Source organism: Candidatus Omnitrophota bacterium (assembly GCA_028693815.1).
Lineage (GTDB): Bacteria > Omnitrophota > Gorgyraeia > Zapsychrales > Aceulaceae > Aceula.
Map to the genome: position 1 here is coordinate 53,097 of JAQUUP010000003.1, position 13,973 is coordinate 67,069.

Genomic DNA, 13,973 nt, shown 5'->3' on the forward strand with positions numbered 1-13,973 from the left:
GAAAAATTTCTCGCTCACCACCCTAAGCTATGTTCAAAGATTATCAACGAATCAAGCAATCTTAATCACAATAGCCTGACCAGTAAGATTATGAATGACAACCCTATCCTTTATATCAAGCTGCTCTTCGACATGCTTTCGGATCCCTTGAGTCGTATGAAAACCAAAATCATCATAAACCAACATCCCCCCTCGACATAATCGCGGCCAAACCCAATTCAATATATCTTTTGCAGAATCATAAGTATCGACATCAACGTGGCAAAAACGGATCTGCTGCTCTTTAATCATAGAAGATGTTTCATCAGGAAAAATACCTTTAAGCACGGTTACATTCTCTACACCGAGAACTCTCAGCAACTCATTCACAGTTTCTAAAGACGTATCCGCGAATTCCCCTCCTTTATAATGCGGATCCTGATCGCCGGCTTTTACAACACCTGTGAAGGTATCGCATAAATAAACATTATCCGTAATTCCACACATAGTCGCTCGTTTCGCAATCAAGGCGCCGCTTCCCCCTCTCCAAGTTCCTATCTCAATTAACGCACCTTTCAATTTTGATGTTTGCTGAACCAACATCCAGAGAGAATACGACCGGTATCGCTCCACAGCTGTTACAGTCATAGCTTCTATCCTAGAAAACAGATCAATAAAAGATTTATCCCCAATCCACGGAGAATATGAAGCTTGTGTCACATATCCTGAATAAAGAGGGTCACGCGTATAAACCCGGAAAACTGTCCGAACGAGCCTATCAAAACAGTCATATACTATTCGTTTAATTTTCATTCGTCGTGTCAGATACTTCATAAATACCTTTCCATAATATATTTCTTCCTTTATTAATCAATTCTAGCGACTAGGAAAACCGATGTCGCTGGGCAAAACAAATTAAAACCTATTTACAGCAAACCTCCACCTGCCAATGACTGTTAACCCAAAGCCCAACAATCTCAAATTCTGGCCAATGCACTTTCAAACGTGCAACAGCCTTGATTATGTGCTCGTGATGAGCTCCTTCGTCAACAGAGTTGCCCCGACAATCATGATGGCCGACAAGAAAAATTCGGATAGATTTATTAATGTTAACGGAAATTTTAATGCTTCGAATAATTTCATCGATATTCTCCTGTGAGGCGATAACCCCATCCATGCCCGCCTCAGTAATAACATCCACAAAATCAATATTATATTTCTCTTGAATCCAATTTAAAACCGGTAATTGCACACGTCCATCCATGCAATTTAAACATGTTGCCCGAACAGTCAAATCATCTTTTTTGTCAACTGGTGTCATTATTCACTCCTCTCAAAAAAACTAAGGTTGGATGTTCGAACCAAACTAGAGCCTGCTTAACAACCATTTAATCGATTTTCTATACATATCCTTTTTATCATCACAACGACTTAATCCAATATCGGCTAAGATTCCTTTTGCCCTTAAGCTCTGAATCTTTTGCGTTCGCTCAACAAAAGAATATCTTTTAATTGATGTTCATCCTTGGAACCAAGCCATAATTTTTCGAATTTTTGATTATGTACAATTTGAGCTATAGCCGATAGCACTATCAAGTGAAAGGTCCGCTCATCCTTAGTCCCGAACAACACAAAAACCGCCTTGATGCTATCTCTCTCGCTAGTAAACTTAATTCCTTCTGAACACCTAGCAACAACCAATTTGAACTTTTTTTGACCCGGAATTATTATATGAGGCATCGCAACAAATGGTGTGATGGCGGTTGACCCCTGCGACTCCCTTTGGTTAAAAAGTTCAACAACCTCTTCCCTCGACAACCCTATTTCACCAGAAACTCTCTGAGATATATCAGCAATGAAATCGTCAAGACTTGTCCCTTTTTTAATATCTAAAACAATCGAATCATCAACAAGCGCATGAAACCGGTCTATCGTTAGCTCGTCTCTATGAATAATTACTTGTTTTAATTCTTCTTCCAAAGCATTGGTTGTTAGGCTTTTATTAATCACTCTTTCTATCAAATGAAGCAAGGCATATTCAATTTTATGCCTTTTTCGTCCATATAATAAATATATCGTCATCGCCAGCACTGCCATTGAAACACTTATTTCCATAGCAACTAAACCCATATCGATTATAAGAAAAATAAAAAGAGTGATCCCTGCTATATGAATCCACGGATAAAACGGAACCTTAAACGCCGGTCTATAGTTTTGAACCTTTCCCTCTCTGAGTATAATGACCGCTATATTGGTCAAAATATATAGCATTAAGATCACCACAGAACCCAGCTTTACAAGCGTTGTCAAATCCAACATTAAACATATAAAAATAAACAAACCAGTTAAAGAAATAGCGACTACTGGTGATTTTTTACGTTTTGTAAGTTTACCAATGAATCCAGGAAGAAGCTTGTCTTTACTTAAGGCTAGCGGATATCTTGATGCAGACATTATTCCAGCATTAGCCGTAGTGATAAATGCCAAAAGCGCCCCAACAGAAACTATAAAATATCCGATATCCCCGAACAAAATTCTTCCAACATCGGCGATCGGAGTAAGTGACCCCGAAAGCTTATCACCCGACAATATACCAACCGCTATTATTAATATAGCGGTATAAACAACAGTAACAGATAGAATCGATAACAGCATCCCTCTTGGAATATTTTTTGAAGGGTCTTTTACCTCACCTGAGATACTCGCAATATTCAAAAGCCCACCGAAAGAAATAAAAACAAACCCAGAGGTTACCAATACCTTATTAAAACCATATGGGAGCAAAGGTGTAAAGTGGCTGGCAGACAATCTCCCGGCCCCTCCAATAATAAGGAAAAACATTATGGCAAAAAGTCCCAGCACGAGCATCACCTCTAGCTTTGCCGCTTCTTTTGCTCCAAAAATATTAAGCCCGATAAAGAAACAACATATAAAAAAAGATGACACGATAACAGGAAATCCAAAAGTAAGATATAAAATTTCTGCTATGCCGAATACTGCAAATGCGGATTTTAGGCAAAGTGCAGTCCAGCTAAGAAAAGCAGATACCGTTCCAATAAGTGGTCCAAGGCTTCTCGTAATAAAAAAGTAGTCTCCACCGGCTTTAGGCATGGCAGTCGCAAGTTCAATAACACTTAAAGTCCCTACAAGAGCCAGAATTCCAGCAAAGAAATAGGATGCGAACACTAGCGGACCTGATTGATTGTATGCTAAGCCCGGCAATATAAATATCCCGGAACTTATCATCACTCCAGATGCGAGACAAAATATATCTAAAAGTCCCAAATTCTTTTTTAGTTCACTTTTCATAATCTTCTGATTTTTTATGAGTAACGATAATAAATCTTATCATTTATCAAAACATATCACAATAATTAACTATTATAAACTAAGAAAATCTAACCTCCAGTAAGAAGCAACAAAAAAACCATTGTAAATTATTGATTCAAAACAGTTTTAACACTCAGATAAACAAAAACAGAGTTGGAACCTTTTTAATTCTTAATTAAATATTGTATCCTCAGACCTTCCCCCTATTATTTTCGTTGCAACACCATCTTTCCTAAATATTTCTTTTCGCTTAATCCAGACAATAATGACCGCTAAAAAATAAAAAAAATGTGTCGCATAGTTGAACATCGGGGCAAATAGGATTAATAAGTTAAAAAAATGTGTCAATAACTAGAAATAAATACCAAACGATAGAACATCGCCAAATTAATACTCAATCGAAATAATGCCTTAATCCTTTAAATTCACTGCTGGACAACACAATAATAAAAGCACAATTGCCCAAACATGCGCATCTAAGAAAAAGAAAAAAATAGCTAACACCTTCTGAACAGATATTTTCTTCTTTTGATTGTGCATTAAATATACTATATTATTTTTTTCTAATATTGCGGATATACTTCTGAAAGAATAAGGAATTTGGAATATTAATATAATTTTCTTCTTCATCTATAATTAAAGAATAAAAAGTATTGATCGCGAGAACCTTTCCTTTTATCCCATCAGGCATTATTTCAATCGTATCATTTATTTTAAATGGAGTTGTAAAATAAATGATAACCCCTGCTAAAATATTACCAACAAGACTCCAAACAGCAAAAAAAGCCACTGCAACCATAGCTAAAATGCCTGCAATAGAAACCCATAAATCTTTAATATTTATACCCCAAATAAAAATTAAAATAATCAATAAAAAAATCAAACTGACAAAAAAAATCAATCTTTTAATAACAAAATACCTTGTTTTTTTAATATTCTTTTTTTGAGCAATCTCCCTTGCCTGCCTTTTCAAAAAATGAAAAATTAAAATAATCGATAAAATGGCTATAATGGAAAAAATTAGTTTTCTAAATATCAATAAATCCATTTATCCTCCATAATTTTTATAAAATTAAATCAGTCGAAAGAAATCTTGATTTCCTTCCCTTAGCTGTTTATTCTAAATAATTTTGGTATAATTCTCCCCTATTTTTTAAGGAATTGGCAAATGTAGCAATTAGAGTAACTAGACCCACATTCCCTAAGACTATTAATACAGACGCAATCTGCCGTCTCTGTGGATTCCCTACAACTAGTTCTGCTTCACTTGTTGTGAATCCAGTACCTGTAAAACAAGGCTTGAAATTTTGCAAAAGACCATTCTAACCCTATTAATTCAAAAGCAATGGCACCAATTCTTACCACAATAAAAGAAATGACCAATATAAATACAAACAACAATAAATTTATATTTTCTCCTTTAATTCAATTTTATATTTTTTATTGCCAATCCCGTGATTTTCTTCCAACAAAAAAACCAATAACAAAACCAAAAAACATAACAAGTGGTAAAAGGATGATCCTTGACATACTTATTTGCCAAAACAAAAATCGCATAGAAACAACTTGGGTATTTTGCAATAAAACAACAAGTAAGATTATTCCAAAAATTAATAACAAAATATTTTTAAATTTCACCAGCCCTCCCTAAGCAAAACTTCTCACTTTTCCCTAATTAGCGATTCGTTGAACAATGCCCCTCAAAAGCCTCCCTAAAATATCTGCTCCAGTAATAATCCGCTTCTCATTATTCCAATACAAAACAATGTCGTTATCCACAACATCATCATCTTTATGTTTCGAAGATACCTTAAATTTAAGAATAACTTCCTCTAATTTTGTCCCCGATTCGGTAACCACAATAGGCCTGTGGCAATAAGTATAAATGCTTCTAACTTGTTTGGAATATATCGCATCACGCAAGAATTGGTCTGCGTTGAGAACAAAAACCGGATCATTCTCTTCGTTCGTTATGATAACCCATTTTTCCCTCGAAGCATTAATCTTTTTCAAGAAAGGATCATCAAAACTCTGCTCGTAAGGAGGAAAGCGTGGCAACCCCTTTGGGGAAAGAGGCAATTGCAAAATACTATTCGAATTAATAATTTCTCCCTCTTTTTCAACATCAATATCATCAAGAGATAAAAAATTAGAGGCTCCTAAACTTTCCAAAAATCCAACATCCGTGCTTCCCGATTGAGCATGCCGATGAAGAAAAACCTTAACTTCATCTTCTTTAAAGAAAATCGTTTCTTCTTTTCCTAATAAAACATCCATAAATAGACCCGATGGTTTAGCAATAGGAAACAAAAGAAACTGATAAAATCTAATAATCGGAACAAGGAACCTGCTTGATTTCAATGCGTGACGAGCAAAATATGCCTGAGGAATAATTTCGCCAAAGAAAGTAATCCAAAAAGTCGAAAAAATAAATGCATAAAAAACAGGAAAGAAAGAATCTATCAAAAGTGTTAACAAAACATTCACTCCGACATTTCCCCATAATATCGTGGCTAATAACCAATGAGCATCTTTTCTTAAATTCAGGATTCTTGCCGCATCAACATTGTTTGTCTTAGCCTGCACCTCAAGCCTTAGTCGACTTAGACCAAATAATCCTAGATTAAGGCCAGAAAACATCGCCGAATGCAAAATACAAATCAAAATTCCAATTGATTTAAATATGATCATAAATTCGAAAATTATTACTTCCGAGGAACTATCCCTCTCAAAAGCCTCCCCAAAAAATCCGCCCCTGTTATAATTCTTTTTTCTTCCTGACGCCAATAAAGAATAATATCATTATCAATAACATCATCTTCAGGGCTTTTTGCTCTAACTTTAAGTCTCAATAAAACTTCACCCAATTTCATCTTGCTTTCTTTAATAACAATCGGTCGATGACAATATGTATATATGCTTTTGGCACATTCTTGATCCAGCGCATCCCTTAAAAATTGATCCGCATTCAGAACATACAAAGGGTCTCCATTTTTATTCGTAAAAACTATCCACTTTTCTCCTGAAGCATGAACTTTTTGAAGAAATTTATCATTAGCATTTCTTTTATATTTTGGAAAAATTGGAACTCCCTCTATGTTCAAAGATAAAGCAATAATGCTTTTCGGATCTAAGATTTCTCCTTCATCTTTGGCGAGAATGTCATCAAGAGCTAGAAAATTGGAAGCCCCCATCCCCTCGAAATGACTAACATCTGTATTGCCCGACTGAACATGATGACGCAATAAAACAGATATTTCATTCTCATCAAAATAGCTTGTTTCTTCTTTGCCAAGCCATTTATCCAAAAAAAGAGCCGTTGGCTTAGCAAAAGGATACAAAAGAGTTTGATAAAAATGAATAATGGGAACAAGAATACCGCTTGCCTTCAACGCATGCTTAGCCAAATATGCTTGTGGAATAATCTCCCCGAAAAACGTAACAGCAATTGTTGCAAAGAAAAACGCCCCTATTCCGTTCATGACTGAATCAGTAAATAACGTCAAAAGAACAACGCTGCCCACATTTCCCCACAGCAAAGTTGCCAACAGAAAATGTAGATCTTTCCTTAACGAAAGAACCCTCTTCGCATCAGGATCATTCATCTCTGCCAACACTTCCAGCCGTAAACGGCTAGACCCAAAAAAACCCAAGTTTAATCCAGAAAACAAACCACAGTGAATTAAACTAATAACAACGCCTATCCAGGTAAATACTTTCATTAGCATTTTTCTTTAAATTAAATATTTCTTAAATATAAAAATAATCCAAAACAAAAAAAGTCACTTATTAACATAATCTCTATTTTTTCCTTCTTTTTTACAAAAATGTGAAGCCGAATCAACTTTTTAAATCGATAGAGATATCCTGCTGAGCGTCAATTCTTTTCTGAAGACTCTTACGCCATGTATCAAACTCATCAATAAAGCCGCGAATACTATAAAAATAATCTTCTTGTTTTTTTATAGAAAAAGACCCAATCCACCGGTCATTGGCTAAAGATTTCATAGGAATTTCGTTCCACTTGTCTTCTTTCGCTGTCCGATAAAGGAGCACAGCAGCAATCTCATCATAACCCTTAACAAAAATATTGGCCTCCGCAACAACATTTTCTCCAATAACCCTTTTAACAGGAAAAGCTCCTGCATCGATCTCAGGAAAAACTTTTTCAATCATAATACGCGAAGCATGATTCATTTTTTCTTAACTGGAAGGAGCGTTGCTTTTCTCGAACATCCTAATCCTTCTTATTCTTTAATAAACAAATACAATTGTTTAATATTATTTATTAAAACTTTTTGTTTTTTCAATACCGTGGAAATAAATATTCCATAATGTATAAAACTTACTAATTGGTGGATTCTTATAATTGGTTAAAGCAAAATGTGCACTAGCTGATCGAATAAGCCCAAAAAAAGCAAAACTAGCCGTATCAATATCAATATCATCACGTAAAAAATCTTCTTCTTTTGCTTTTATAAGTATCTTTTTTATTCGTAATCGATACTTATCCGTTATGCCTAATATTTTCTTTCTTAAAAAATCATCCTTAAGATGAATCGCAGTTGAAGTAACGGCAAACAGCAAACTTTTCTTTTTTTGCGCGAACACAATATGCGCTCTCATAATTTCTTTTAATTGCTCAATAGGATTTTGGTGATTCTTTATAGGTTGATCGATAACAAAAAGAAGGTCATTCTCAAACTGGTCAATCAACCCAATAAGAATCGACTGCTTGTCTTTAAAATGACGATAAATAGCGCTTTCCGAAATCTTGTTTCGTTGTGCTAAATTTTTTATGGTTAAATCTTGTAAGCCTTTTAAAATAAGTATTTCGGCAGCTGAGCTAATAATCTCGATTTTCCTTTGCGACGACGCTTTTCTTTTCATTACAATTTCCATTCTAGCATAATAAAAATAGTCAAATATACTTTAACACTCATATGTTAATGAATAATCACTAACATAATATCACTACGAATTATTTTAGTCAAGATAAATACTCACTTAACTCCTCAGTTTTCCCCATGATCGGTTTCCCCTCGTTTATGTGCCACACTACGAAAGAGCTCAAAAATATCTTCTAAAACTTATGTTCCAGTAAAAATAAAAAAACGCAAAATAAATTAACTCAAAATTATTTTATCTTGCATTAAAAATAACTTTTATAACCAATAAAGATTTTAATAGAATAAAAAACTTTAATTTCTGCTATTCAAAACATATAAAACATCCTCAACGCAATTACTTTTTAAAATGCCATCATTGATCAACCAGTGCCCTCTCGCTAATAAAGATAAGATCGATAACTCACGCAAATTAGAATCTGTCTTATGAAAAACCTTAATTAAAATACAATAAATACACAATAAATTAAAATTTTAAAAATTTAAAATGCTATACCTTAAAACAACATAAAAAATACTAAAAACAAAAAACCCTTAAAGGCACTGCCTCTAAGGGTTTTAAAAAGAACGTTAAGCTTGCAAGGCTACATCTTCCGAATGAAAGACCCTGGATAATCTTTTTTAACCATATCCAAAAAGCTCTGGGCTTGGTCTTTGGTTTCAAATCCATCAGCATAAACGCGATACCAAATCCCTTTTTCGTTTAAATCTTTTGTCTCAACAAAAGGCGCATAACCTTTCTTTTTTAACTCTTCAATAGCTGTATCAGATCTTTTTTTATCCTGAAATGACGCAACCTGAACAAGAAATTTCTTTTCTATCAAAGGTTGCAAAAAAACTTCATCCTCTTGCTGCACCTCAACGATTTTTTGATCTATCTCCTCGGGAAAAAAATCTTCTTGTTCGCTGATCTCCTCAGGAACCGAAGGCTCCTCTGGCTTCCATGATTCAAGCAATTGGGCTACAAAAAAGATTAAAATCATAAAAAGAACAACAAACCCAATATTGGTCCATGAAAAAATTTTTTTTAAAAGACTTTCTTTATATTCCATTTCTTCTCCTATTGTTTAGCTAGCTTTAACCGCTAGAATATCTGAGGGTCCCAAACTTGACGCCAGGCGAGTTTCAGAATCCCAATCAATTCAGGTGCTTGTGAAATTTCATAAAAGCTTGAAAGTCGCAAATCAGTAAAAATTGAACGATCCATTGCCAAAAGAACGCAAACCCGACCCTCAATTAATATCATTCAACAAACATTATATGTCAAAGCCTACCTGAAAATCAACCCTAACGAATACGCTATCGTAACCGCTGAAAAGCTGGGGATCCACCGAAAACATATACCGAAGCTCATAACCATCCCTGAAAACCTCCCGGCTGAATTTCAACAAAAAAACTACACAACTGCCAAGAAAACCGAATCCACCGCATCTTCAGCCTCAACAAACTTCACTCCATCGCACAACTAAACTCAAAAGAACAAATGGTCAAACGGCTCAATTCTCTTATTCCTGAATAATTATTTCTCAGCAACAACAAGCATCTCAAAATCTTCTGTGGTTAATTTATGCTCCCTCGAAAATTCCCCCAGCTTTGCTCCAAATATATCAATTTTCTTATACCCCAACGATTTCAAAAGCCACGTAATCTCACTCGGCACATAATAGCGCTCGTTGCATTTGAGTTCTTTCTTATTTCCGCAATCGTCTTCAAAAACAGCGGTATTGTGATCGCGAAACGTCATCAGATCAAAAGTGCAGTCCTTACATTGAGCGTTTCCTTCTTTAGCTTGCGATTCATAAAATTCTTTAACCGAATGGAACAGCGGGAATAAACCGTTTAGCGTAGTAAAGATCAACTTGCCGTTATCTTTTAATGCCTTCGTAGCATTCTTAAGAATCTCAAAATTCATCTCGTCCGTTTCCATAAGAGAAAAACCTGCTTCACACAGCATAATCGCAAGATCAAAATCACCTTCAAAAAGAAGCTTCCTTGCATCTTGCTGTTGAAAATTAATCTCCAAGGATTGTTCTTGTGCTTTTTCCCTCGCCCTTTGAAGTAGCGAATCAGACAGATCTACCCCTGTCACATTATACCCTCTTTTTGTGAGCTCAATCGTATGACGACCAGTACCGCAACCAATATCAATAATCTTTAATGATTTATTCCCATTAATCTCTTTCTCAATAAAGTCGCACTCGCCAAACGTTCCCTTCACAAAACACTCGCTGTCGTATTTATTTCCATAATTTACATATAATTCTTCATACCATTGCTTCATAAAAAATTTCTCCTATTAAATCACAACCTCACCCGAATGAGTGAGGTTGCGGCTCCAGACAGCTTTATTTCGCCTGGGCGTCAAGTAAGGGTGGCTGGGTGAAGAAGGTTCGCACCACTCTTATGACCAGCACCTGTTATTTATGAGCAAGCTCTTTCTGATCCTGCTCCTCAAAATCGCCGCTAATCTCGGAAACCGTGAACATTTCCTTCTTAAACTTGTTTGATTTTGCCTGCGCCGCGATCAAATCCTTCAAATTAGATAATAAATTGTCCGCGAAAGTGTCTGTCGTGTTTCTCATGGCCTTGAGAACCCCCAGACCCATCTGATCATCGTCACCTGAAAGCTTCACCAGCCGTTTGATCAACTGATGAATGGCGTGCAAATGAAAACGAATCAAATCAACGATCTTCAGATTCCGTGGCGCAAAGTTAAAATTGATGTTCATATCCAAAACCCTGCCGTAATCCAACAAATCTTTAACCGTCAAATCCATATCCTCAGCATGCTCGATCTTGGAAATCCGGCTTTGTGTGCATCCGAGCTTTTGAGCCATTTGTTTTTGTGTCATCCCCTTTTGATTACGCAAAACGAACAAAAACCGGGACAACCGGCGCTTGTTGACTTGTTCATCAAACTGCTGGTCAAATTCTTTATCCTCAGACAAAGATTTCACCATGTCCTGAACACTTTTAAATTTTTTAGCCATCTTCGCTCTCCCTTATTGCTTTGACAAATTCTTTTGCCAACTGAATATCTGTTTTCTGCGTGTTTTTATCGCCAATCGTAATAAGCCAAATCTCACGCTTTTCTTTATCCGGATACAAATACAACCGCGTCTGCTTCAATTTCTTCCTAACTCCGCCTCGCTTCTGATCGATCGCCACAACGCCCATGGGTTCCGGATGAATGAATCCCGCCTGAACACGCAACGGATCAATGCCTGAATCCACCGCAGTCTTATAATCAAGCAAATTCGCCAAAACCGCCTGCAGTTCATCCTTATGTTTCTTTTGATACTGTTTAAAAGAACGATCGTACTTATCCGTGTTGCATAAATTCCAAGACATAAACATTCTCCATAAGAATATATACCATATTAAAAGATAAAAAACAACCTAAAATATTCCTGACAGGAATTTCTCTATCTCACCACAATTTTAACAAATGCGCTTCTGCCGTTGGCATCAACAACCGCGATCTTATGATCACCATCCATCATATTCCAAAACACCTTCTGCCCCGCACTGCTTTTCTGATAAAACTTGTCATCCACAAACCAAAAAAGCGCGCCGCTATCAAACCCCGCGTCCGCAAGCAAAGCCAACTGATCATTCATCTGATTATTCAATTTAAAATATTCCGTCCCATGAGACGGAGAAATAATTTTCGGACGATTCTTATCTAAATTCACCAATCTGCTGTCTTGCTCTAAATACCGTGGAGGCTCGTGATAATTAGCTCGATTCTGCTTAGCCCATGTCTGCAACTTCTGCGGCCAAATCTCAAAAACTTCTTCTGTATACTCTCGCTCCTGCTTCAACTGATCATCAAGCGCCAAACCTGTTTCTTTATCAATGGCGATCTTTTTATGCATATCCGACGGCAGGCTCACACTCACGCCCTTAATAAAATAATCCTTCACAACAACCGGCGATAATGCCGTCGCAGGCTTTCCGCTTAAAGCGCAAACGTCTCGTTCTCCAATAGAATCAGGCTTGTCATACCATGGCGCCTGCTTCTTCGCGTATACATGATCAAACACCCTCGCCACAACTGGAGCCGCGGTTGGCAGACCAACAAGAGCCTTGGAGGACTTGCCTGAAAAATTTCCAAGCCAAACACCGACGGTATATTCCGGATTAAAGCCTATTGTCCAAGCGTCTCGATGCCCGTATGATGTGCCTGTCTTAAAGGCAAATTTCGGATGCGTTTTATCGTGATGATATTGCGTATCCTTAAACCGATTTGAATCTGACAAAATATCCGCGACCAAGAATGAAGCGCCTTGCGAGAAAACCCGCTTTCCCTCAACAGCATCTCCACCCTCAAGAAAACTATACGGCTTAAAGACGCCAAGACGCGCGAATGACGTATACGCATTGGTCAGTTCAAGCAGATTCACGTCCCCCGACCCCAATGTCAACGCCAACCCATAATGTGAAGGCGGTTTAGATAGCGTAGTCACCCCGGTTTTCTTAAGCGTAGAATAAAGATTCTGATACCCCACCTTATCAAGCACCTCGACAGCTGGAATATTTAGCGAATCCACCAGCGCCTCACGGACAGATACCGGCCCGCGGTATTTCTTGTCATAATCAAGCGGACGATAGCCGTTATATTGAACAGGTACATCCGCCAAAATCATTCGAGGCGTATACAATCCCTTGTCAAAACCGATCGCGTATGTAAACGGCTTGAGTGCCGAGCCGGGACAGCGCAGACTTAATGCCCCATTGATTTGCCCGGAATTCTCATCAGAGAAAAAATCAACAGAACCTGCCATCGCACGTATTTTCCCCGTTTTATTTTCAATGATCACCACCGCGCCATTGGACACACCGCTTGATTCCAAACGGACAACCATGTCTTTAATCGCGGTCTCGGCAAAATGCTGAAGATCGGAATCAAGGCTTGTCACAACCGTTTGTTCTTTAGAATTGACTCTGACAAAACGCGTAAAATGCGGAGCCTTAAATGGAAACGCGTAATTACCCGCGACAACAGGATCAGATTTGGCGATCCTGTATTCCTCGTCTGTAATAAACTTATTCTCCAACATGCTCGAAAGAACACGATCACGTCGCTGTTTAGCCCGATCAGGATAACGATCCGGTCTTAGATAAGTGGGGGATTGCGGAAGCCCTGCCAAAAGCGCGCATTCAGACAAACTCAAATCTTGAGGCAATTTCTGAAAATACCGCAAGGACGCGGCTTTGACCCCGTGGATATTCCCGCCATAAGGCGCAAGCTCAAAATAAAACCTTAAGATCTCATCCTTCGTATACAGTCTCTCAAGATGTATCGCGTGAACCGTCTCAATGATCTTATTGAGGAAACTCCGTTTCCTTCCTTCCAAAATTCTGATCACCTGCATGCTTAACGTCGATGCCCCGGAAATCACCCGCTGATTCGCCACATTCAGCTTAACCGCCCGCAAGACCGCCTGAACATCCACACCAAAATGCTCGTAAAACCGCTTATCCTCAATGGCGATCGTGGCATTGACAAAATTCGGGTTTACCTCATCAAGATCTACCGGCAAAAGCCATCTATCTCCTTCACCGAGAAAAGCCCTTAACAAATTCCCTTCCCTGTCGAGAATCGTGCGCGAATAGCCAATCTTCTCGATTGCGGTATACGGAAACGGCACAAACTTTAAAATAGCAACATATCCCGCCACAGACAGCACACACGCCGTCACTGTCAAGACACACAAACCATTGAATAATTTTTTAAGGTTGATTCTTTTCATC

At 37.5% G+C, this 13,973-nt stretch carries 15 protein-coding genes; all 15 read right to left on the bottom strand.

The annotated features are described in order from the left end of the window. Positions 1-51: 51 nt before the first annotated feature. Complete coding sequence (locus PHY73_01655) at positions 52-813, bottom strand: macrocin O-methyltransferase (protein MDD3374414.1); 762 nt, start codon at positions 811-813, stop codon at positions 52-54. Between the two features lie 88 nt (positions 814-901). Beyond that, complete coding sequence (locus tag PHY73_01660; GenBank protein ID MDD3374415.1) at positions 902-1,300, bottom strand: hypothetical protein; 399 nt, start codon at positions 1,298-1,300, stop codon at positions 902-904. Positions 1,301-1,443: 143 nt separating this feature from the next. Beyond that, positions 1,444-3,288 (bottom strand): amino acid permease, encoded by a 1,845-nt coding sequence (locus PHY73_01665; protein ID MDD3374416.1) that lies wholly within the window; start codon positions 3,286-3,288, stop codon positions 1,444-1,446. Between the two features lie 574 nt (positions 3,289-3,862). Beyond that, a complete protein-coding gene (locus tag PHY73_01670) occupies positions 3,863-4,357 on the bottom strand; it encodes a mechanosensitive ion channel (GenBank protein MDD3374417.1) in 495 nt (164 codons plus the stop codon). 392 nt (positions 4,358-4,749) lie between these two features. After that, positions 4,750-4,947, bottom strand: coding sequence for a lipopolysaccharide assembly protein LapA domain-containing protein (locus PHY73_01675; protein ID MDD3374418.1), 198 nt, complete (start codon positions 4,945-4,947; stop codon positions 4,750-4,752). 33 nt (positions 4,948-4,980) lie between these two features. Further along, the gene (locus tag PHY73_01680; GenBank protein MDD3374419.1) at positions 4,981-6,000 is read right to left on the bottom strand and encodes a DUF21 domain-containing protein; all 1,020 of its coding nucleotides are present in this window, start codon (positions 5,998-6,000) and stop codon (positions 4,981-4,983) included. A gap of 14 nt (positions 6,001-6,014) precedes the next feature. Then, a complete protein-coding gene (locus PHY73_01685) occupies positions 6,015-7,031 on the bottom strand; it encodes a DUF21 domain-containing protein (GenBank protein ID MDD3374420.1) in 1,017 nt (338 codons plus the stop codon). A gap of 118 nt (positions 7,032-7,149) precedes the next feature. Beyond that, the gene (locus tag PHY73_01690; protein ID MDD3374421.1) at positions 7,150-7,506 is read right to left on the bottom strand and encodes a DUF3416 domain-containing protein; all 357 of its coding nucleotides are present in this window, start codon (positions 7,504-7,506) and stop codon (positions 7,150-7,152) included. An 84-nt stretch (positions 7,507-7,590) separates the two neighbouring features. Beyond that, on the bottom strand, positions 7,591-8,199 hold the full coding sequence (locus PHY73_01695) for a TetR/AcrR family transcriptional regulator (protein MDD3374422.1): 609 nt from the start codon (positions 8,197-8,199) through the stop codon (positions 7,591-7,593). A gap of 601 nt (positions 8,200-8,800) precedes the next feature. Further along, on the bottom strand, positions 8,801-9,268 hold the full coding sequence (locus PHY73_01700; GenBank protein ID MDD3374423.1) for an SPOR domain-containing protein: 468 nt from the start codon (positions 9,266-9,268) through the stop codon (positions 8,801-8,803). A gap of 32 nt (positions 9,269-9,300) precedes the next feature. Further along, positions 9,301-9,462, bottom strand: coding sequence for a hypothetical protein (locus PHY73_01705; protein MDD3374424.1), 162 nt, complete (start codon positions 9,460-9,462; stop codon positions 9,301-9,303). Positions 9,463-9,735: 273 nt separating this feature from the next. After that, positions 9,736-10,497 carry a class I SAM-dependent methyltransferase gene (locus PHY73_01710; protein MDD3374425.1) on the bottom strand — a complete coding sequence of 254 codons (762 nt, stop codon included), beginning with the start codon at positions 10,495-10,497 and terminating at the stop codon, positions 9,736-9,738. A 136-nt stretch (positions 10,498-10,633) separates the two neighbouring features. Further along, positions 10,634-11,206 (bottom strand): helix-turn-helix transcriptional regulator, encoded by a 573-nt coding sequence (locus tag PHY73_01715; protein MDD3374426.1) that lies wholly within the window; start codon positions 11,204-11,206, stop codon positions 10,634-10,636. Continuing rightward, entirely contained in the window at positions 11,199-11,567 is a 369-nt protein-coding gene (locus PHY73_01720; GenBank protein ID MDD3374427.1) for a hypothetical protein, read from the bottom strand. The genes PHY73_01715 and PHY73_01720 overlap by 8 nt, the downstream gene beginning before the upstream one ends. Before the next feature lie 74 nt (positions 11,568-11,641). Further along, the gene (pbpC, locus tag PHY73_01725) at positions 11,642-13,972 is read right to left on the bottom strand and encodes a penicillin-binding protein 1C (protein MDD3374428.1); all 2,331 of its coding nucleotides are present in this window, start codon (positions 13,970-13,972) and stop codon (positions 11,642-11,644) included. Position 13,973 lies beyond the last annotated feature (1 nt).

What these genes read in the sequence shown, in the direction of transcription:
- PHY73_01660 (MDD3374415.1), bottom strand. Translation starts at nt 1,300, where the DNA reads ATGACACCAGTTGACAAAAAAGATGATTTGACTGTTCGGGCAACATGT.
- PHY73_01690 (MDD3374421.1), bottom strand. Translation starts at nt 7,506, where the DNA reads ATGAATCATGCTTCGCGTATTATGATTGAAAAAGTTTTTCCTGAGATC.
- PHY73_01685 (MDD3374420.1), bottom strand. Translation starts at nt 7,031, where the DNA reads ATGAAAGTATTTACCTGGATAGGCGTTGTTATTAGTTTAATTCACTGT.
- PHY73_01680 (MDD3374419.1), bottom strand. Translation starts at nt 6,000, where the DNA reads ATGATCATATTTAAATCAATTGGAATTTTGATTTGTATTTTGCATTCG.
- PHY73_01655 (MDD3374414.1), bottom strand. Translation starts at nt 813, where the DNA reads ATGAAGTATCTGACACGACGAATGAAAATTAAACGAATAGTATATGAC.
- PHY73_01665 (MDD3374416.1), bottom strand. Translation starts at nt 3,288, where the DNA reads ATGAAAAGTGAACTAAAAAAGAATTTGGGACTTTTAGATATATTTTGT.
- PHY73_01720 (MDD3374427.1), bottom strand. Translation starts at nt 11,567, where the DNA reads ATGTCTTGGAATTTATGCAACACGGATAAGTACGATCGTTCTTTTAAA.
- PHY73_01710 (MDD3374425.1), bottom strand. Translation starts at nt 10,497, where the DNA reads ATGAAGCAATGGTATGAAGAATTATATGTAAATTATGGAAATAAATAC.
- PHY73_01670 (MDD3374417.1), bottom strand. Translation starts at nt 4,357, where the DNA reads ATGGATTTATTGATATTTAGAAAACTAATTTTTTCCATTATAGCCATT.
- PHY73_01700 (MDD3374423.1), bottom strand. Translation starts at nt 9,268, where the DNA reads ATGGAATATAAAGAAAGTCTTTTAAAAAAAATTTTTTCATGGACCAAT.
- PHY73_01695 (MDD3374422.1), bottom strand. Translation starts at nt 8,199, where the DNA reads ATGAAAAGAAAAGCGTCGTCGCAAAGGAAAATCGAGATTATTAGCTCA.
- pbpC (MDD3374428.1), bottom strand. Translation starts at nt 13,972, where the DNA reads ATGAAAAGAATCAACCTTAAAAAATTATTCAATGGTTTGTGTGTCTTG.
- PHY73_01715 (MDD3374426.1), bottom strand. Translation starts at nt 11,206, where the DNA reads ATGGCTAAAAAATTTAAAAGTGTTCAGGACATGGTGAAATCTTTGTCT.
- PHY73_01705 (MDD3374424.1), bottom strand. Translation starts at nt 9,462, where the DNA reads ATGATATTAATTGAGGGTCGGGTTTGCGTTCTTTTGGCAATGGATCGT.